The organism is Burkholderia sp. BCC0419 (assembly GCF_902830285.1).
In the GTDB taxonomy this organism is placed as follows: Bacteria; Pseudomonadota; Gammaproteobacteria; order Burkholderiales; family Burkholderiaceae; genus Burkholderia.
Genome location: NZ_CADESR010000003.1, coordinates 128,425 through 146,023 on the forward strand (window position 1 = coordinate 128,425; position 17,599 = coordinate 146,023).

Annotated in this window: 17 protein-coding genes; 12 read left to right on the forward strand and 5 right to left on the reverse strand. The window is 66.7% G+C overall.

What is annotated here, in order from left to right:
• Nucleotides 1-277: 277 nt before the first annotated feature.
• Nucleotides 278-1,612 carry a type II toxin-antitoxin system HipA family toxin gene (locus HWW87_RS18815; RefSeq protein WP_175821604.1) on the reverse strand — a complete coding sequence of 445 codons (1,335 nt, stop codon included), beginning with the start codon at nucleotides 1,610-1,612 and terminating at the stop codon, nucleotides 278-280.
• A 3-nt stretch (nucleotides 1,613-1,615) separates the two neighbouring features.
• Nucleotides 1,616-1,864, reverse strand: coding sequence for a helix-turn-helix transcriptional regulator (locus HWW87_RS18820; protein WP_174430212.1), 249 nt, complete (start codon nucleotides 1,862-1,864; stop codon nucleotides 1,616-1,618).
• Nucleotides 1,865-2,123: 259 nt separating this feature from the next.
• Between HWW87_RS18820 and HWW87_RS18825 the strand changes: the two genes are divergently transcribed.
• The 9 genes from HWW87_RS18825 (at nucleotide 2,124) to HWW87_RS18865 (ending at nucleotide 10,087) form a co-directional block, all read left to right on the forward strand.
• Nucleotides 2,124-3,011 (forward strand): MurR/RpiR family transcriptional regulator, encoded by an 888-nt coding sequence (locus HWW87_RS18825; RefSeq protein WP_175821605.1) that lies wholly within the window; start codon nucleotides 2,124-2,126, stop codon nucleotides 3,009-3,011.
• A 17-nt stretch (nucleotides 3,012-3,028) separates the two neighbouring features.
• Complete coding sequence (gene ddpX / locus HWW87_RS18830) at nucleotides 3,029-3,592, forward strand: D-alanyl-D-alanine dipeptidase (RefSeq protein WP_174430234.1); 564 nt, start codon at nucleotides 3,029-3,031, stop codon at nucleotides 3,590-3,592.
• A 61-nt stretch (nucleotides 3,593-3,653) separates the two neighbouring features.
• On the forward strand, nucleotides 3,654-5,255 hold the full coding sequence (locus HWW87_RS18835; protein ID WP_175821606.1) for an ABC transporter substrate-binding protein: 1,602 nt from the start codon (nucleotides 3,654-3,656) through the stop codon (nucleotides 5,253-5,255).
• 10 nt (nucleotides 5,256-5,265) lie between these two features.
• Nucleotides 5,266-6,336 carry an ABC transporter permease gene (locus tag HWW87_RS18840; protein WP_175821607.1) on the forward strand — a complete coding sequence of 357 codons (1,071 nt, stop codon included), beginning with the start codon at nucleotides 5,266-5,268 and terminating at the stop codon, nucleotides 6,334-6,336.
• Nucleotides 6,337-6,402: 66 nt separating this feature from the next.
• Nucleotides 6,403-7,317: a nickel transporter permease gene (gene nikC / locus HWW87_RS18845; protein WP_175821608.1), complete on the forward strand. Its 915-nt coding sequence runs from the start codon at nucleotides 6,403-6,405 to the stop codon at nucleotides 7,315-7,317.
• 1 nt (nucleotide 7,318) lies between these two features.
• Nucleotides 7,319-8,233, forward strand: a complete 915-nt coding sequence (locus tag HWW87_RS18850; RefSeq protein WP_175821609.1) for an ABC transporter ATP-binding protein — start codon at nucleotides 7,319-7,321, stop codon at nucleotides 8,231-8,233.
• The gene (locus HWW87_RS18855) at nucleotides 8,230-9,006 is read left to right on the forward strand and encodes an ABC transporter ATP-binding protein (protein ID WP_175821610.1); all 777 of its coding nucleotides are present in this window, start codon (nucleotides 8,230-8,232) and stop codon (nucleotides 9,004-9,006) included. The genes HWW87_RS18850 and HWW87_RS18855 overlap by 4 nt, the downstream gene beginning before the upstream one ends.
• A 126-nt stretch (nucleotides 9,007-9,132) precedes the next feature.
• Nucleotides 9,133-9,387: a GlsB/YeaQ/YmgE family stress response membrane protein gene (locus HWW87_RS18860; RefSeq protein WP_006478831.1), complete on the forward strand. Its 255-nt coding sequence runs from the start codon at nucleotides 9,133-9,135 to the stop codon at nucleotides 9,385-9,387.
• Nucleotides 9,388-9,751: 364 nt separating this feature from the next.
• Nucleotides 9,752-10,087 carry a type 1 fimbrial protein gene (locus HWW87_RS18865; RefSeq protein ID WP_175821611.1) on the forward strand — a complete coding sequence of 112 codons (336 nt, stop codon included), beginning with the start codon at nucleotides 9,752-9,754 and terminating at the stop codon, nucleotides 10,085-10,087.
• A 24-nt stretch (nucleotides 10,088-10,111) separates the two neighbouring features.
• Here HWW87_RS18865 and HWW87_RS18870 read toward each other — a convergent pair whose 3' ends face one another.
• The 3 genes from HWW87_RS18870 to HWW87_RS18880 form a co-directional block, all read right to left on the reverse strand.
• Nucleotides 10,112-10,984 (reverse strand): LysR substrate-binding domain-containing protein, encoded by an 873-nt coding sequence (locus HWW87_RS18870; RefSeq protein WP_174389283.1) that lies wholly within the window; start codon nucleotides 10,982-10,984, stop codon nucleotides 10,112-10,114.
• Nucleotides 10,985-11,090: 106 nt separating this feature from the next.
• Nucleotides 11,091-11,990, reverse strand: coding sequence for a class A beta-lactamase (gene bla, locus HWW87_RS18875; protein WP_175821612.1), 900 nt, complete (start codon nucleotides 11,988-11,990; stop codon nucleotides 11,091-11,093).
• A gap of 208 nt (nucleotides 11,991-12,198) precedes the next feature.
• Nucleotides 12,199-13,080: a peptidoglycan DD-metalloendopeptidase family protein gene (locus HWW87_RS18880; RefSeq protein ID WP_175821613.1), complete on the reverse strand. Its 882-nt coding sequence runs from the start codon at nucleotides 13,078-13,080 to the stop codon at nucleotides 12,199-12,201.
• A gap of 498 nt (nucleotides 13,081-13,578) precedes the next feature.
• On the opposite strand from HWW87_RS18880, the gene HWW87_RS18885 reads away from it, so the two are divergent.
• The 3 genes from HWW87_RS18885 to HWW87_RS18895 all read left to right on the forward strand — a co-directional run bounded on the left by HWW87_RS18885 (nucleotide 13,579) and on the right by HWW87_RS18895 (nucleotide 17,574).
• Nucleotides 13,579-14,475 carry a LysR substrate-binding domain-containing protein gene (locus HWW87_RS18885; protein WP_174389281.1) on the forward strand — a complete coding sequence of 299 codons (897 nt, stop codon included), beginning with the start codon at nucleotides 13,579-13,581 and terminating at the stop codon, nucleotides 14,473-14,475.
• 48 nt (nucleotides 14,476-14,523) lie between these two features.
• Entirely contained in the window at nucleotides 14,524-14,910 is a 387-nt protein-coding gene (locus HWW87_RS18890) for an ester cyclase (RefSeq protein WP_175821614.1), read from the forward strand.
• A gap of 501 nt (nucleotides 14,911-15,411) precedes the next feature.
• Nucleotides 15,412-17,574 (forward strand): hypothetical protein, encoded by a 2,163-nt coding sequence (locus tag HWW87_RS18895; protein WP_175821615.1) that lies wholly within the window; start codon nucleotides 15,412-15,414, stop codon nucleotides 17,572-17,574.
• Nucleotides 17,575-17,599: the final 25 nt, after the last annotated feature.

The following is a 17,599-nucleotide window of genomic DNA, read 5'->3' on the forward strand; positions in this document are numbered from 1 at the left end:
ATTACCGAAAATCAAACATCCCGTGACGCAAGTTAAATCCAATTTCCACTAAAAATTAAATGAATTATTAACCTTGATTCATGAGTTAATCTGATCGGCTTTAATTTTGTAATGATTGCGATGCAGCGGGAGGGACGAATGGCGACGAGAAGAGATCGATAGGCGCACCGCGCGATGGCGGCCCAATGCCATTGATTCGGGTTTCCTGGCGCGCAAACCGGAACGGGAAAATGCGGATGCGCCGGCTTTCACCTGCCCGGCCGAGACCGGGACCGGGTCACTCTCGCGGCATGTCGGCAAGTCGTTGCGCGGCGAAGCGCAATCCGCCGAGAATGCGTTCCGCGATCCTCGCCGGAAACCCGGCCGGCAGCGCCGCGCCGACCGATTCGATCACGTGCGGCGTCATCGCGATGAGTCGTTCGACGATCGGCGTAGCGATATCGCCAAGCAGGCAATACTCCGCCATCGCTGTGAAGTGCCGGCGCGTGATATCGCGCATCGCATAGTGCTTGCGCTTGCCGTGCACGGCCATCGCGAGCTTCGCCTTGTGCCACGACCACTGGTTCGCGCCATCTCCCTCGACCGGCCAGATCGACATCACGTCGTAGAGCGGCGTCAGACGGAAGCGGCCGCCCGGCAGCAGGCGCAGACTGAAGTTCTTCGCATGCCCGTCCGGTGCGGCGAGCATCCAGAACACCACCAACGCGGCGAACAACGTGTCGAGGTCGGCCTGCGCCGTTTCCGACCGGCGCAGGATGCCGGCCAGATCGGGCACGCCGGGGCCGCCCTGCGATTCGTATTTCAGATGCGGCGGCACGCCGAGCGCCTGGCAAAAATCCTCTTGCGGCAAGCGCAACAGCCATCCGCCGTCACGATGCAGCGCACGATCGAAGCGCGCGACCGACAGCACCTTGTGTTCGCCGAAACGCAGGATGTCGGCAGCCGCCGTCGGCAGGCCGAACGCGCGCAGGATCGCGAGGCACAGCCACTCGTTTTCGACGGATGTCGTCAGATCCGTACGCTTGTTGCCGACCAGCCCGAGCGGCAACTTGAGGATATGCGTGGTCGGCGTCGCGCCATGCGGACGCATCCATCGCCCGTCGTGAAACAGCAGCGCGGTCTTTTCCTGCGCGCCGGCCAGCGACAGGCGGAAGTCGTCGTCGTCCTGCGCACCGCCCGCCGCCCCGCTCGCCTGATCGAGCACGCGCGCCACCTCGTCGTCGGACAACGGCGTACCGTCGATCCGGTCATGGCCGGTCGGGGTTTCATCCTCGCCGAGCAACTGCACCGCGCCGACACAGTCCCGGCCGAGCGCGGCGAGCAGATCGAACGGCTCGATCGTCGCCGTGCCGAACCGGGACGCAAGCCGGCGCCGAATCGCGTCGCTGTCGGGCAGCAGATTGTCGAAGTAGTGGTTCACGCGCTCGCCGCGCAACGGCGCAGGGCCGACGCCGAACGGCAGCGACAGCGACAGCGGGCGGCCGGCATCCGACTGTTTCCAGCCGGCGTCGTACAGCAGCTCCATGTCGCCGCGCGCGGGAATCCGCCACGTCCCGACCCGCTGACCGTTGGCCCAGATCGACAGCGCGCGGGTGTGCGATTTGCGCCCCATCGCTTACCACTCGACGTCGGCAGCGCCGCGCCCGTCCTTCGTGCGGATGCAGAGATCGAGACCGTACAGCGCGGTCAATTCGAGCAATTGGCTGAGCGACAGGCTTTCGGTACGCGTGGTCTCGAGCGACGACAGGCGCGACTGGCCGACGCCGATGCGCGCCGCCGCCTCAGCTTGCGTCAGCCCCTTCGCCTGACGCGCGGACGACAGAATTTCGCCCAGTTGAGCGGGGGTATTGACGATGAAATTCACGGGGGGTGTCCTGGATGCAATCCATGCAGTATATCTCTGACAGGCATAAACGCAAATTATCTCTGATAGGAATAAACGCGCAATATTTCTCACAGGAATATTTCCACGTTACGGTTCCTTGCTGCCCGGTCGTGGCGCGCACGTGCCTCGCTCCTATCACACACTGCCAAGTCATAGTTTTTATCCGCTGGCGTGATTGATTTTGGCTTTGTTAGATAGATGACATTGAATCGTTCAATGACAACGATCTAACAGACCCATGACCTGTGCATTCGCCCATACCGTCGAATCCCGCTTTGCCGAGCTGACGCCGACGGCCAAGCGCATCGCGAGCTACATGCTCGCGAACCTCGATCGGCTCGGGCTCGAAACGGCCGACCAGATCGCGCAGCAGACCGGCACCAGCGGCATTTCGGTCGGGCGTTTCCTGCGCAGCGTCGGTTACCGGAATCTCGACGACCTGAAACGCGAACTGCGCGGCGGCAGCGACCGCCCGTGGATGATCACCGACCGCCTCGACGAGTACCGCCGCGTCGCCGCCACGCAAACGACCACCGGCGAGCGCGACAGCAACGGCAGCGACGGCACGCTCGCGTCGTCGCTCGAGCGCGAGCTCGACGCGATCCGCCACGTGTACCGCCTCGCCGAAAGCCCGGTGTTCGCGCAGGTGGCCGACCGGATCGCACATGCCGACGCCGTGTTCATCCTCGGTATCCAGTCGACGCGCGGCATCAGCAACGCATTCAGCAGCTACCTCGAATACCTGCGCCCGCGCGTGTTCTATTCCGACGGCCAGTCGGGCTCGTACGTCGATTCGCTGAACTCCGAATTCGAGCGGCCGTACTGCGTCGTCACCGATACGCGCGCGTATTCGCGCAGCGCGCGCCGCTATTGCCAGGCGGCCGCCGAGCGCGGCCAGCCGTTCGCGCTGGTCACCGACCTGTCGTGCCCGTGGGCGCGCGAATGGCCGGCCGACCTGCTGCAGGTGAAGACCGACGTCGGCCAGTTCTGGGATTCGCTCGCGCCGCTCACCTGCCTGTTCAACCTGCTGATCACGGCCGTGGTCGACCGCCTCGGCCCCGCGATCGACCGGCGCGTCGCGCGCAACCGCGAACTGCAGCGCACGTTCGACCAATTCGAATCATGAGCGAGCCCACCCTGCCGATGAACGATCACCGCCTCGTCGAAATCACGCCCGCCACGCATCGCGTCGAGATCGATCTCGTCTATGCGACCGAGCGCAACCTGACCGGCAAGCCGATCTACCGCCATGCGCACTGCCTGCTGCTCGAACCGGCCGAAGCCGCATTGCGCCGCGCGGTCGACGTCGCCGCGCAGGCCGGCTTCACGCTGCGCCTCTACGACGCCTACCGGCCGCCGCAGGCGCAGCAGGTGCTGTGGGAGTTCCTGCCCGATCCGAACTTCGTCGCCGATCTCGGCCGCGGCTCGAATCACAGCCGCGGCACCGCGCTCGACCTGACGCTCGTCGGCGCGAACGGCGCGCCGCTCGACATGGGCACGGGCTTCGACGAGATGGTCGCCGCGTCCGGCCACTTCCACGCGGGGCTGCCCGAAGCCGTGCAACGCAACCGCCTGTTGCTGCTCGGCGTGATGCATGCGGCCGGCTTCGCGCATATCGATAGCGAATGGTGGCACTACGAACTGCCCGGCTCGCACGCGTTGCCGCAGATCGACAACGCGGCCAGCGGCCCGTGGCGCCTGATGTAACGACGCTGCACGCCCCCCTTTCCGTTCACGTTCAACGACTTCAACGCCCCATGGAGCGCACATGAAATTCCCGATCTCCCGGCTCGTCGCGGCGCTGGCCGCCGCGTCCGTACTCGCCGCCGTTCCGCTTTCCGCCGCCCATGCGGAAACGCCGAAGGACATGTTCGTGATGGCCACGCTGCTCGACGAATTCACGACGCTCGACCCGGGCGAGATCTACGAGCTGGTGCCGGAGGAATACGTCGCGAATACGTACGACCGGCTCGTGCGCGTCGACCTGCGCGATCCGTCGAAATTCAACGGCGACGTCGCGCAATCGTGGACGGTGAGCCCCGACGGCCTGACCTATACGTTCAAGCTGCGCTCGGGCCTCAAGTTCCACTCGGGCAACCCGCTGACGGCCGACGACGTCGCGTGGTCGATCCAGCGCGCGGTGCTGCTCGACAAGGGGCCGGCCGCCGTGCTGACCGGCATCGGCCTCACGAAGGCGAACGTCGTCGCGAACGTGAAGAAGCTCGACGACGCGACGGTGTCGGTCACGACCGACCGCAAGTACGCGCCGACCTTCGTGCTGAACGTGCTCGGCTCGTGGCCCGCGTCGGTGCTCGACAGGAAGCTGCTGCTGTCGCACCAGCAGGGCAACGACTTCGGCAACGCATGGCTGAAGACCAACGAAGCGGGCTCCGGCGCATACAAGCTGGTCAAGTGGGCGGCCGGCGACAGCATCGTGCTGCAGCGCTTCGACGGCTACCGGCTGCCGCTCGCGATGAAGCGCATCGTGCTGCGCCACGTGCCCGAAGCCGCGAGCCAGCGCCTGCTGCTGGAAAACGGCGACGTCGACGCGGCGCGCGACCTGAGCCCCGACGATCTCGCGTCGGTGGTGAAGTCCGGCAAGGCGAAGGTCATGGCATCGCCGCAGGCGACGCTGCTGTATCTCGGCCTGAACACGAAGAACCCGACGCTCGCGAAACCCGACGTGCAGGAAGCGCTGAAATGGCTGGTCGACTATGCGGGCATCCAGGGCAACGTCGTGAAGACGACCTACAAGGTGCACCAGACCTTCCTGCCCGAAGGCTTCCTCGGCACGCTGAACACGAACCCGTACAAGCTCGACGTCGCGAAGGCGAAGGCGCTGCTCGCGAAGGCCGGCGTGCCGAACGGCTTCTCGGTGACGATGGACGTGCGCAACGACTATCCGTACACGGAGATCGCGCAGGCGGTGCAGGCGAACTTCGCCCAAGCCGGCATCAAGGTCCAGCTGATCCCCGGCGACAACAAGCAGACGCTCGCGAAATACCGCGCGCGCCAGCACGACATCTACATCGGCGAATGGTCGGCCGACTACATCGACCCGCACAGCAACGCGCAGGGTTTCGCGTGGAATCCGGACAACGCCGACAAGTCGAGCTATAAAATGCTCGCCTGGCGCAACAGCTGGGACATCCCGCAACTGACGAAGGAAACCGACGCCGCGCTCGCCGAACCGACCGCCGCGAAGCGCGCGCAGTTGTATCAGACGATGCAGAAGGAAGTGCTCGCCCGCTCGCCGTTCGTGATCATGTTCGAGAAAGTCGCGCAGGTCGCGACGCGGCCCGGCGTGAGCGGGCTCGACGTCGGGCCGATCAACGATCTGGTGTCGTACCGCAACCTGAAGAAGCAATAAGGTTCGCCGCATGTCGACTCCCGCCTCCTCCCTCGAAGCACTGCGCACGCTGCCCGCGCGGCGTCCGGCCGTACGCTGGGCACTGCGCGTGCTGCGCTGGGCGCTCACGCTCGCCGTCACGTTCGCGGGGCTGCTCGCGCTGACGTTCGTGATCGGCCGCAAGGTGCCGATCGATCCCGTGCTCGCGATCCTCGGCGATCGCGCGTCGGCCGAGGCCTACGCGGCCGAGCGCATCGCGCTCGGCCTCGACAAGCCGCTCGTCACGCAATTCCTGATCTACGCGCGTGACGTGCTGCACGGCAATCTCGGCGTATCGCTGCTGACCGCGAATCCGGTGCTCGACGACATCAAGCGCGTGTTTCCGGCCACCCTCGAACTGGCGACGATCGCGACGCTGGTCGGCATCGCGATCGGCGTGCCGCTCGGCGTCGCGGCCGCCGTGAAGCACAACCGGCCGATCGACCACATCGCGCGCTTCGTCGGCCTGATCGGCAATTCGGTGCCGGTGTTCTGGCTCGGGCTGATGGGGCTGCTGCTGTTCTATGCGCGGCTGCACTGGGTCGGCGGCCCCGGCCGGCTCGATCCCGTGTACGACGGCATGGTCGACCCGCGCACCGGGAGCCTGCTGATCGATGCGGCGCTCGCGGGCGAGTGGGACGTGTTCCGCAACGCGGTGTCGCACATCGCGCTGCCGGCCGCGATCCTCGGCTACTACTCGGTCGCGTATCTCAGCCGCATGACGCGCTCGTTCATGCTCGACCAGCTGAGCCAGGAATACATCGTCACCGCGCGTGCGAAGGGCTTGTCCGAGCGTCGCGTGATCTGGCGGCATGCGTTCGGCAACATCGCGGTGCCGCTGCTCACCGTGATCGCGCTCACGTACAGCAACCTGCTCGAAGGCTCGGTGCTGACCGAGATCGTGTTCGCGTGGCCGGGGCTCGGCTCGTACCTGACCGGTGCGCTGCTGAACGCCGACATGAGCGCGGTGCTCGGCGCGACGCTCGTGATCGGCGTGATGTTCATTACCGTCAACCTGCTGACCGACGCGCTGTACCGCGTGTTCGATCCGCGTGCGCGCTGAGGGCCGCATCGACATGACCGCTTCCACTCCGCTTCTTTCATCGTCCATGCCGAAGGTCGTCCAATCATGAGCGCCGAGCGTCTCTCCCCGCGCGCGTGGCTGCTGTCCGACGCACCCGCGTCGCGCTCGCAGGCCGCGTTCGGCCTCGCGTACCGCCGCTGGCGCCGGTTCGCCACGAATCCGCTCAACCTGTTCGGGCTCGCGATCCTGGTCGCGCTGATCGCGATCGCGATCGTCGGCCCGCTGATCATGCCGCACGATCCACTGCGCCAGGTATTGTCCGATCGCCTGCTGCCGCCCGGCTCTGCATCGCACTGGTTCGGCACCGACCAGCTCGGCCGCGACATCCTTTCGCGGCTGATCGCCGGGTCGCGCCTGACGCTCGGCATCGCGCTGCTCGTCGTCGTGATCGTCGTGCCGATCGGCCTGTTGATCGGCACGACGGCCGGCTATTGCGGCGGCTTCGTCGACAGCGTGCTGATGCGCATCACCGACATCGCGCTCGCGTTCCCGAAGATCGTGCTCGCGCTCGCCTTCGCGGCCGCGCTCGGCCCCGGCGTGATCAACGCGGTGGTCGCGATCTCGATCACCGCGTGGCCCGCGTATGCGCGGCTCGCGCGCGCCGAAACGATCCGCATCGCGCAGGCCGACTACATCCACGCGGCGCGGCTGCAAGGCGCGTCGGGCCCGCGCATCCTGCTGCGCTACATCATGCCGCTGTGCATGTCGTCGGTGATCGTGCGCGCGACGCTCGACATGGCCGGCATCATCCTGACCGTCGCGGGCCTCGGTTTTCTCGGCCTCGGCGCGCAGCCGCCGAGCCCCGAGTGGGGCTTCATGGTCGCGTCGGGCCGCAACGTGCTGCTCGACGCGTGGTGGGTCGCGACGCTGCCCGGCATCGCGATCCTGCTCGTGAGTCTCGCGTTCAACCTGCTCGGCGACGGGCTGCGCGACGTCTTCGATCCCCGCCATGGAGCATGACATGCCGATGATTTCCACCGCCGCCCCGGCACCGCTCTGCGAGATCGACGGGCTGAAGATCGGCTTTCGCGGGCACGACGGCACCGTCACCGACGCCGTGCGCGACCTGTCGCTGACGCTCGCGCCCGGCGAGCGGCTCGGCATCGTCGGCGAATCGGGCTCCGGCAAGTCGCTGACGGGCCGCGCGCTGCTCGGTCTGCTGCCCGACGCCGCGCGCTGCTCGGCGCGCACGATGCGCTTCGCCGGGCACGATCTGCTCGCGATGTCGGCGAATGAACGCAGGCAGCTGTGCGGCAGCCAGATGAGCATGATCCTGCAGGACCCGAAGTATTCGCTGAACCCGGTGATGACGGTCGCGAAACAGATGGGCGAAGCGTTTCGGCAGCGTGAACCGGGCTTGCGCGGCCGCGCGCTGCGCGAGCGGATCGTCGACGCGCTCGCGGCCGTGCAGATCCGCGACCCGGCGCGCGTCGCCGATGCGTATCCGCACGAGCTGTCGGGCGGCATGGGCCAGCGCGTGATGATCGCGATGATGGTGTCGACCGGCCCGCGCCTCCTGATCGCCGACGAACCGACCTCCGCGCTCGACGTCGCGGTGTCGATGCAGGTGCTCGCGGTGCTCGACGCGATGATCGCGCGGCATGGCACGGGCCTGATGTTCATCAGCCACGACCTGCCGCTCGTGATGTCGTTCTGCGACCGCGTCGCGGTGATGTATGCCGGCCGCGTGGTCGAAACCTGCGCCGCGCGCGACCTGCGCGATGCGTCTCATCCCTATACGCGCGGGCTGCTCGCGGCGAATCCGCCGCTCGCGAACCCGCCGGACGAACTGCCCGTGCTGCGGCGCGACCCGGCGTGGCTCGATTCCGCGCCGCCGGCCGCCGCGCGCACCGATCGACAGGAGCCCGCACGATGATCGACGTCGATCACGCATCGATCCGTTTCCCGACCCGCACTGGTCATGTCGACGCCGTGCGCGACGCAAGCTTCGCGGTACGCGACGGCGAAGTGTTCGGGCTCGTCGGCGAATCGGGTTCCGGCAAGTCGACGCTGCTGCGTGCGCTGACGGGCCTCGTGCCGCTCGCGTCCGGCAGCCTGTCGATCGACGGCCGCCCGGTGGGCGGCACGCCCGATCGCGCGTTCCGCCGGCACGTGCAGATGGTGTTCCAGGATCCGTACGCGTCGCTGCATCCCCGCTTCACCGTCGACCAGACGCTGCGCGAGCCGTTGTCGATCCATGCGATCGGCGACGCCGATGCGCGGATCGCCCGCGCGCTCGCCGAGGTCGGCCTCGGCCCCGCGTTCCGCTTCCGCTATCCGCACCAGTTGTCGGGCGGCCAGCGGCAGCGCGTCGCGATCGCGCGCGCGCTGATCGTCGAGCCGCGCGTGCTGCTGCTCGACGAGCCGACCTCCGCGCTCGACGTGTCGGTGCAGGCCGAGATCCTGAACCTGCTGCGCCGCCTGCATCGCGAACGCAACCTGACGATGATCCTCGTCAGCCACAACCTCGCGGTGATCGGCTTCCTGTGCCAGCGCGTCGCGGTGATGCAGCACGGCGAGATCGTCGAGCAGCTGCGGATCGAGGACGTGCGGGCCGGGCAGGTCGCACGCGACTACACGCGCACGCTGCTGAATGCGACCGAAGGCTACCGCCGCCTCGATCCGGTGGCCGACGCGTCTGCCACGTGACATCCGCCGGACGCGGACGCATGCGATACTGCGCACGCCATGCGCCGGCTTGCCGCCGCATGGAACCCTTGTGCACCGCACGGGTCAATTTCCTTTCGTCAACAGCACAGCAATAGGGAGGCGTTCATGCTGCAATTCATCGAAACCCTGGTCGTGGGGCTCATCGTCGGCCTCCTCGCCCGCGCGCTCAAGCCGGGCGACGACAAGATGGGCATCCTGATGACCGTCGTGCTCGGCGTCGTCGGCTCGCTGGTCGCCGGCTACGTCGGCCGCGCGGCCGGCTGGTATGCACCGGGCCAGGGCGCCGGCTGGATCGCGTCGATCATCGGTGCGATCGTGCTGCTCGTCGTGGTGGGTGCGATCCGCAAGCGCGCGGGCTGAACACCGCCCACCCCGCTCCAGCGCAAAACGGCCGCTCGTTACACACGAGCGGCCGTTTTCTTTTCGCGCATCGCCATTCTCAGGATCGTCGAATCGTTGAGCGCTCAACGGTTCACCGGCGAATCCCACATCCATTGACGTGCCTCCTTCGAGCTTACGTCATCGGCAATACCCTGACTTGCGGCCACGCAAATTTGAGATAAATTGATTGAAGGAACACGGCGTCGTTTGCTCATCGCCGCTATTTCCGGTTTCTCACTCAAGAGGTTCGATGAAGTTGCCGTTTACGCATACAGCACCGCAGCGTTGACGGACTGCCATTCGAGCGGCCTCGCTGCGACGCGCTTCCTCTCTGGAGCCTGTCATGAAGCATCGTCTGTTTGCCGCCTCGTTCGCCCTGGCTGCCTCGCTTCTGGCCTCGTCCTCGTCATTTGCCGCCGGCGCGTCCGGCATCATCCACTTCACCGGCATGATCGTCGAGCCGCCGTGCGCCTTCGCGCTCGATACGGCCGACGCCGCGCATGCACACGTGCGCCCCGACTGCCCGCGCCCGGCGAGCGGACAAGTCGCGTTCGTCGACGCGGCCAGCCTGCGCACGATCAAGACCACGACCTTTACGCAGGCCTCGCGCGCAATCGTTTTACCTGACCGTCCGGGCAACGCGCGCGCGCCGATGATCGCCGTCGTGACCTACCAGTAGAGCCGCTGCCGGAGCCGCCACGCGTCAGTCGCGGTGGCGCGCGATCCAGTCGCTGAACGCGCGGATCTTCTGCTGGCTGCCGAGGTTCTCGGGGTAGACGAAGAAGTAGCGTGCGCCCGTTTCGAGCACGATGTCGAACGGCCGTTCGAGCCGGCGCGCGCTGACGTCGTCGTCGACGAGCGTCACGTCGCCGATCGCGACGCCGAAGCCCTGCATCGCCGCGTTCGTCGCGAGATCGAGCGTGTCGAACGTCGGCCCGCGCGCGGGATCCACACTACGCTCGCCCGCATGGTCGAGCCATGCGCGCCAGTCGCGGTGGTCGCGCGTCGGATGCAGCAGCGTATGGCGTGCGAGATCGCCGACCGCGCCGAGCGGCGACGCCTGCCGCAACTCGGGCGCGCAAACCGGCGTGAGCCGCTCGTCGAACAGCGGCAGCGCGACGACGCCCGGGCCCGGCGACGTCCCGTAGACGATCGCCGCATCGAACGGCTCGCTCGAGAAATCGACGACGTGCTGCCACGCGGTCGTGATCTGCACGTGCAGATCGGGATGTTCGCCCTGGAAGCGCATGATGCGCGGCAGCATCCACCGTATCACGCAGGTCGGCACCTTCAGCGCGAGATCGGTGCGCTGCCGCGTGAGCTTCATCGAGATGTCCTCGATTCGCGCGAAGCTCTCGTCGACCACCGGCAACAACTGCTCGCCTTCGGCCGTCAGCGTGAGGCCCTTCGCATGCCGCTTGAACAGCGGAAAACCGTAATGCGCCTCGAGCGTCTGGATCTGCCGGCTCACCGCGCCCTGCGTGATGCACAGCTGCTCGGCCGCGCGCGTGAAGCTGCGGTGGCGAGCCACCGTCGAGAAGATCTGCAGCGCGTGCAGGGGCGGAAGTCGGCGCATGGCGAACGGGAAACGGAAAACGGCGCGGAAGGACCACGCGCCGATACCGGCGCGCGCTGACCGACACGATAAGCCAAACGCCGGCTTTGCGCGAGCCGCCGAAGGTTCAGGCCGTCGCGGTGAGTGCGCCCGCCGCGATGCGCGCCGCCGAAGCGACGACATCCGCGCGCGCGGCGGCAGCGGCCTCCGGCTGCGTGAACGACACGGCCATCACGATCGGCGCGCGCGACGGCGGCCACAACACCGCGATGTCGGTCGTCGTGCCGAAGCCGCCGGTGCCGGCCTTGTCGGCGACACGCCAGCCGGGCGGCACGCCCGCCGCGATGCCGGTCGCCCCGCGTGCGCCGCCGACCATCCATTCCGTCAGTTGCGCGCGCTGCGGCTCGCGCAGCGCGTCGCCGAGCAGCAGCCGCTGCAGCGTGTCGACCATCGCGACCGGCGTCGACGTGTCGCGCTCGTCGCCGGGCGCGGCCTGGTTCAGTTCGGGCTCCCAGTGATCGAGGCGGAAGGTGGTGTCGCCGCTTTCGCGCGCGAATGCCGTAACGGCCTGCGGGCCGCCGAGCACGCCCATCAGCAGGTTGCCCGCGCCCTTGTCGCCCGACTGCAGCATCGCCTCGCACAGCTGCGCGATCGTCATGCCGGTGTCGACGTGGCTCTCCGTAATCGGCGAGCCGGACACGACTTCATAGCGGCGATACAGGATGCGGCGCGGCAGCAGCGACGCGTCGAGCGAGCCGCGCGCGAGCATCGCGGCGGCCGCCATGACCGCATACGTGCCGCACAGCGGGAAGCGCTCGCGCGCATGGTGCGCGATGCGCACGCCGTTCGACGTATCGAGCGCGGCGACGCCGAGCCGCCCGTTCGAGGCTTTTTCGAGCGCGGCGAGTTCGGCTTGTGCGGTGTGGGCGCGCCCCTGGTCGGCGACCGGCGCGGACGTGCATGCGGCAACGAACGGCGCGGCAACGGCGGCAAGCAACAGCGAGCGGCGTGTCGGAGAGTGTTCCATGAATGAGATCTGTTCTGTCGGAAACGGTGGCGCGAAGCAACGCGGCCGCGCATCGGCGACGCGCGACCATTCACGCCGACGGCCGGCCCGCGACGGCATTCGCCGCGCATCCCCGAAAGACGCCCGTCGGCCCCGCGCGATGGCGGGATTCGCATGAACACCTAGCGTAGCAGCGACCGCCGTCGCGTTCCAGCGAAACGGCCCTGCTTCACCCTTGCGACGAAGGCAGGTACGGCATCGGATTCACCGGCTTGCCGTCGCGTCGCACCTCGAACAGCAGCGCGACGCGCGAGTTGTCGAGGTCGCCCATCTCGGCGATCGCATCGCCCTGATGCACGATGTCGCCCGTCTTCACGAGCAGCTTGCGGTTGTGCGCATAGGCGGTCAGGAAATCCGCGTTGTGCTGGACGATGATCAGGCTGCCGTAATCGTTCAGGCCGGTGCCCGCATACATCACGCGGCCGTCGGCCGCGGCGCGAACCGGGTCGCCCGGCCGGCCGGCGATCTGGATGCCGCGGTTCTGCCCCGGCCGGAACCCTTCGACGATCTTGCCGTTTGCGGGCCACTTGAGCGCGACGCCGCCCGCATGGCGCCTGGTTTCCTTGACGACCTGGCGATCGCTCGCGGTCGATGCGGCGGCTTGCGAAGTGACTTGTGAAGCGGCCTGTGAACCGGCCTGCGCAGTGGCCTGATCACCCGCCGCGCCATTGCTCGCGACGGCCTGCGTGCCGGCCGCGCCCGCAGGCGGCAGCGGCTGCTGCTTGACGATGCGCAGCACCTGCCCCATGCGCAGCCTGCCGTTGGCGGTCAGCTTGTTCCAGGTGCGCAAGTCGGCCACGCTGCACTCGTTCGCGGAGGCGATGCCCGTCAGCGTGTCGCCGCGTTTCACGACGTACTTCTGCGCGACGAGAATCGGCGCGGGCGGCATGGCGGCGGCCGACGGTGCGGCAGGCGGCCTCGAATCGGAAGGCTGCCCCGCCAGCGTGTCGCTCGGCGGAACGGACTGCGGACTTGCACAACCGGCCATGACGAGCACGGCGGCCAGGCCCGACAGCCACGCCGCCTTGCGGTGAATCTCGCGCGTTTTCATGGACGATCCGACTCCGGTTTGACAATCTTTCAAGCATCTCAAAAACGGAACGGCCGACGTGTAACCGGATGCAAACAATGATGACAAACGATCACGCACCGGATGCCGGCCGGCATTCGCTACCGGTAATACGGTCCGATCCGGAAAAACTTGATGGTCTTTTCGCAGAAAAGCGGAAGAATTTTCGTCTCAAAAAACTATGACTGGCTTGTTTCAATAGGCGCGAGCCACGCCGTTCACCGCAACCATGCGACGAATTCGGCACCGGCCCATGCGACGCCGATGCACAGGAACAGCAGATGCAGCGCGATCTTGAACGACACACCCCAGGACGAATCGATCTGCATGACAGGCTCCCGGTTGACGTGCGTCCATCATCGGCCATCGATCGCACCCCGAAAATGCGGAAGCGGCGAACCGGGTCTCAGGCTGCCCCTGAGACCGGCGCGGCGGTTCCTGCTAACTTATCGGCCATTCCCACCCATCGCTTCGCCCATCATGCGCTTCGACCTGACCGACCTGCGGCTCTTCCTGAACATCTGCGAAGCCGGCACGATCACGAGCGGCGCCGAACGGACGCACATCACGCTGCAGGCGGCGAGCGAACGCATTCGCGGGATGGAGGACGAACTCGGCGTGCCGCTGCTGCACCGGACCAAGTCGGGCGCGCAGGCAACCGATGCAGGCCGCGCGCTCGAACACCACGCGCGCACCGTTTTGCAGCAGATCGACCACATGCGCGGCGAACTGCAGCAATACGGCCAGGGGTTGCGCGGCCATATCCGGCTGCTGTGCAATACCGCGTCGCTGAGCGAATACCTGCCGGACGCGCTGGCCGATTACCTGCCGCGCCATCCGAAGCTGTCGATCAGCGTCGAGGAACGCTCGAGTCAGGAGATCGTGCATGCGATCCGCAACAAGACGGCCGAGGTCGGCATCGTCGCCGATTCGGTCGGGCTCGGCGGGCTCGAACAGAAGCCGTTCCGCGAAGACTGGCTGATTGTCGTCGTGCCGGCCGCGCATCCGCTCGCGTCGCACGACAAGGTCGCGTTCGACGACATCGCCGGCGAAGACTTCATCGGCCTCACCGATGGCAGCGCGCTGCAGGTGCATCTCGCCGACCAGGCGCGCGCGCTCGGCAAGCGGATCCGCTACCGCGTGCAGTTGAAGAGCTTCGACGCGATCTGCCGCGTAATCGCGAGCGGCGTGGGCATCGGCATCGTGTCGCGGCATGCGGCCGAGCGCGCGATGCAGACGATGGACGTGCGGCTCGTCGAACTGTCCGATCCGTGGAGCCATCGGAAACTGACGCTGTGTGCGCGGTCGTTCGACGCGCTGCCGAAGTACACGCGCGAGTTCGTCGCGTTCTTGTCCGGCGACGCACCGCCGCGATAACGCGCGCCGCACTCGACTCGCCCCCCCTCGACGTACGGAGACATGCCCATGACCGATACCGACCTCGCCACCCGCTATCGCGCGTATATCGACTGCCTGAACCGGCAGGACTGGCCGGCGCTCGGCGAGTACGTGTCCGACGACGTGATCCACAACGACCGGCCGCTCGGCCTCGCCGGTTACCGCGCGATGCTGGAACAAGACTTCCGCAACATTCCCGATCTCCGTTTCGAGATCCGGCTGCTCGCGTGCGAGCCGCCGCACGTCGCGTGCCGCCTCCGCTTTGCGTGTGCGCCGAAAGGGACGTTCATGGGGCTCGCCGTCAGCGGCCGCAAGGTCACGTTCGCCGAGAACGTGTTCTACGAGTTTCACGAAGGCAAGATCCGCCAGGTGTGGTCGGTGATCGACAAGGCGGCGATCGAGAAGCAGCTTTGAACGTCGTCGAAACGGCGGGCCGTCGCCCGCGGCGGCCGGTGGCCGGTGGCGGCTCAATGCACTTCGGTTCTTATGGATAACGTTTTCTCTCGTCATGCATCGAGAACCCGTTTCCATGCCATGCGCCCGCCCGCCGCTTCAAAGCCGCTCTCTCTCACGCGATGAACACTCTATCATCAGGAAAAATCCCGATGATTTCCGCATAATTCCGATTCCCCTCCCGCACCCTCCGCTCTCGCCATTCGGGTTTCTACCGGCGCATCCGATGTGAAAGTTCATTGACATCACACCGCTCGATGCCTAAATTTGGAAAACGTTTTCTATCACTCGAGCGCGACGCCGGTCATGGCCCGCGCAGGGGGAACGTTTGCCCGCTCGATGTGTGATTCAGGCCGACCGTCTTCAGGGAACAGGTTGCAAGACGGAGGCCGGGTACGGGCCTCGAGCGCGGCGTCGGCCACACGTGCCCGTCCTTCACCATTATTCAAAATCGGAGACACCATGCATCCCCGCAGCAGATTCGCGCTCGGCGCCGCGCTCAGCGCCCTTTCCGTCGTGCTCGTCAGCGCGTGCGGCGGCAACGACGTGACCGACACGCCGCCGTCGCCCCCTTCGCCCACCCCGCCCGCGCTCGCATCGAACTCGCTGCAGGCGCTCGTCTATGGCGCGCCCGACACCAGCGTGCCGGCCGGTGCGAACATCCCGGTCACGATGATGGGCCAGATGCGTGCGCTGTTCGACCTGATCCGGAAATCGCCCGATTTCACGCAGGTCGTGATGGATCTCGGCGACGGCACGCCCGTCCACGTGCTCGACACGAATACCGGCGACAAATTCCTGCCCGGCAAGCTCGCGCTCGGCCTGTCGTACATCCTGATCGACATGAAGTCGAAGAACGACCCGCAATACGCGAGCTACCTCGCGACGTACCAGACGATCACGACCGCGATGATGGCGCAGTCGGGCAGCAACTACACGTATGCGAACACGTCGTGGGGCGAGTACTACTACCTCGTCGCGCTGAACAACCTGAAGGCGCACGGGATGCTCAACGAAGTCTTCAGCGACGCGATGCTCGCGACGCTGCAGCAACGGCTCACCTTCTGCGACATGTTCGGCCCCGATGCGAGCGGCAAGACCACGACGTGCCCGGCCGCCGGCACGCCGATCGACATCGCGTCGCTCAACACCGCGCAGAACTACTATGCGGTGTCCTACGGAATTGCCGGGCTGCGCCAGAAGCTCGGCTGGAGCAGCCCGTCGTTCGCGTCGAAGACCGATCCGGCGGTCGCGACGATGAGCGCACGCGACGCGCTGCTGTACACGCTGACGAACCACATCCGCAACGACTCGTCGGGCGGATTCTCCGACGAAGCATCGAACACGCACACGACCTACTACGACCAGGCGCGCTTCGACCGCTACAGCACGCTGCTGATCGGCGAAGTGGTCGAGCGCACGTTCGAGATGGGCAACGAAGCGAATCTCACGCCGGAGCTGAAGGGCTATCTGCGCAAGTCGGTCGACCTGATCCTGCCGCAGCTGAACGCCGACGGCCAGGGCTTCAACTACGGCCGCTCGATCGGCCCGTACGGCGATTCCGCGTTCATGGAGGTGCTGACGGCCGCGGCCAATGCCGGCGTGCTGACCGATCGCGAGAAGCAGGTTGCGTATGCGTTCATCTACCAGGCCGCGCGTCGTTTCGACACGTACTGGTACGACCCGTCGCTGCCGACGCCGTCGGTGAACATGTGGGTCAAGGGCCGCGGCACCGACACGTATCGCGGCAAGCCGCGCGTGATGGGCGAGAACTTCAGCCTGCTGCACCAGTACCTGTACGTGAACGCGTGGTGGAACAAGCTCGGCTTCGGCGGCCAGGCGCCGATGGCCGATACGGACTACCGCGCGTGGCTCGACGCGCTGCCGCGCTACACGCTCACCTGGTACAACCAGCCGGGCGACGCCGCGCATCCGTACAGCGCCGCGCTGCTCACCGTACGCGACGGCCGGCGCGTGATCAACCTGAACCTCAGCCAGGCGCCCGACTACAACGCGTACACGCCGTATTACCCGGTGCCGTTCTCCGACAAGCTGATCTACGGCACGACCGACCTCGGCTATGCGCTGCTGCTCCCGCAGGTGACGTACAACGCGAAGACCTATATTCCCGTCACGTATTACAAGAACCTGAACGTGCAGCAAGGCAACGGCCAGGTGATCGTGTCGTTCGATACGACGAAGTTCCGCCTCGCGTCGAAGAACGCCGCCTACACGACAGATCTCGACCTGCAGGTGCACACGGTGCTGACGTTCGCGCACGGCACGGTCTCGCGCAGCGATACGCTGAGTTCGGGCACGCTCGCGGGCAACCTCGCGGTCGAGACGGACTTCACGTCGTTCGCGGATTTCGCGTCGACGCAGGCCAATGGGGACGGCGTGTCGGTGACGTACGCGAACAGCGCCGCGACCGGCTATGCGGCATCCGGGTTCGACACCTGCGCGCTGTCCGCCTTCGACACGGCAAACGGCACGACGAATCCGCTGTCGACGACGCCGGTCGGGCAACTGCATTCGAACTTCGCCTGCACGACGAAGCCGTTTGCGCTCGGCGCGGGCGCGACCCGCACGGTCGGGTGGACGCTGAGGTACGCCGATCCTGCGTAAGCGGAGTAAGCACCACCACGTGACC

Excerpts from the sequence above, each read along its gene's own strand:
- HWW87_RS18815 (WP_175821604.1), bottom strand. The coding sequence starts at position 1,612 with ATGGGGCGCAAATCGCACACCCGCGCGCTGTCGATCTGGGCCAACGGT.
- HWW87_RS18825 (WP_175821605.1), top strand. The coding sequence starts at position 2,124 with ATGACCTGTGCATTCGCCCATACCGTCGAATCCCGCTTTGCCGAGCTG.
- ddpX (WP_174430234.1), top strand. The coding sequence starts at position 3,029 with ATGAACGATCACCGCCTCGTCGAAATCACGCCCGCCACGCATCGCGTC.
- HWW87_RS18835 (WP_175821606.1), top strand. The coding sequence starts at position 3,654 with ATGAAATTCCCGATCTCCCGGCTCGTCGCGGCGCTGGCCGCCGCGTCC.
- HWW87_RS18840 (WP_175821607.1), top strand. The coding sequence starts at position 5,266 with ATGTCGACTCCCGCCTCCTCCCTCGAAGCACTGCGCACGCTGCCCGCG.
- nikC (WP_175821608.1), top strand. The coding sequence starts at position 6,403 with ATGAGCGCCGAGCGTCTCTCCCCGCGCGCGTGGCTGCTGTCCGACGCA.
- HWW87_RS18850 (WP_175821609.1), top strand. The coding sequence starts at position 7,319 with ATGCCGATGATTTCCACCGCCGCCCCGGCACCGCTCTGCGAGATCGAC.
- HWW87_RS18855 (WP_175821610.1), top strand. The coding sequence starts at position 8,230 with ATGATCGACGTCGATCACGCATCGATCCGTTTCCCGACCCGCACTGGT.
- HWW87_RS18860 (WP_006478831.1), top strand. The coding sequence starts at position 9,133 with ATGCTGCAATTCATCGAAACCCTGGTCGTGGGGCTCATCGTCGGCCTC.
- HWW87_RS18865 (WP_175821611.1), top strand. The coding sequence starts at position 9,752 with ATGAAGCATCGTCTGTTTGCCGCCTCGTTCGCCCTGGCTGCCTCGCTT.
- HWW87_RS18870 (WP_174389283.1), bottom strand. The coding sequence starts at position 10,984 with ATGCGCCGACTTCCGCCCCTGCACGCGCTGCAGATCTTCTCGACGGTG.
- bla (WP_175821612.1), bottom strand. The coding sequence starts at position 11,990 with ATGGAACACTCTCCGACACGCCGCTCGCTGTTGCTTGCCGCCGTTGCC.
- HWW87_RS18880 (WP_175821613.1), bottom strand. The coding sequence starts at position 13,080 with ATGAAAACGCGCGAGATTCACCGCAAGGCGGCGTGGCTGTCGGGCCTG.
- HWW87_RS18885 (WP_174389281.1), top strand. The coding sequence starts at position 13,579 with ATGCGCTTCGACCTGACCGACCTGCGGCTCTTCCTGAACATCTGCGAA.
- HWW87_RS18890 (WP_175821614.1), top strand. The coding sequence starts at position 14,524 with ATGACCGATACCGACCTCGCCACCCGCTATCGCGCGTATATCGACTGC.
- HWW87_RS18895 (WP_175821615.1), top strand. The coding sequence starts at position 15,412 with ATGCATCCCCGCAGCAGATTCGCGCTCGGCGCCGCGCTCAGCGCCCTT.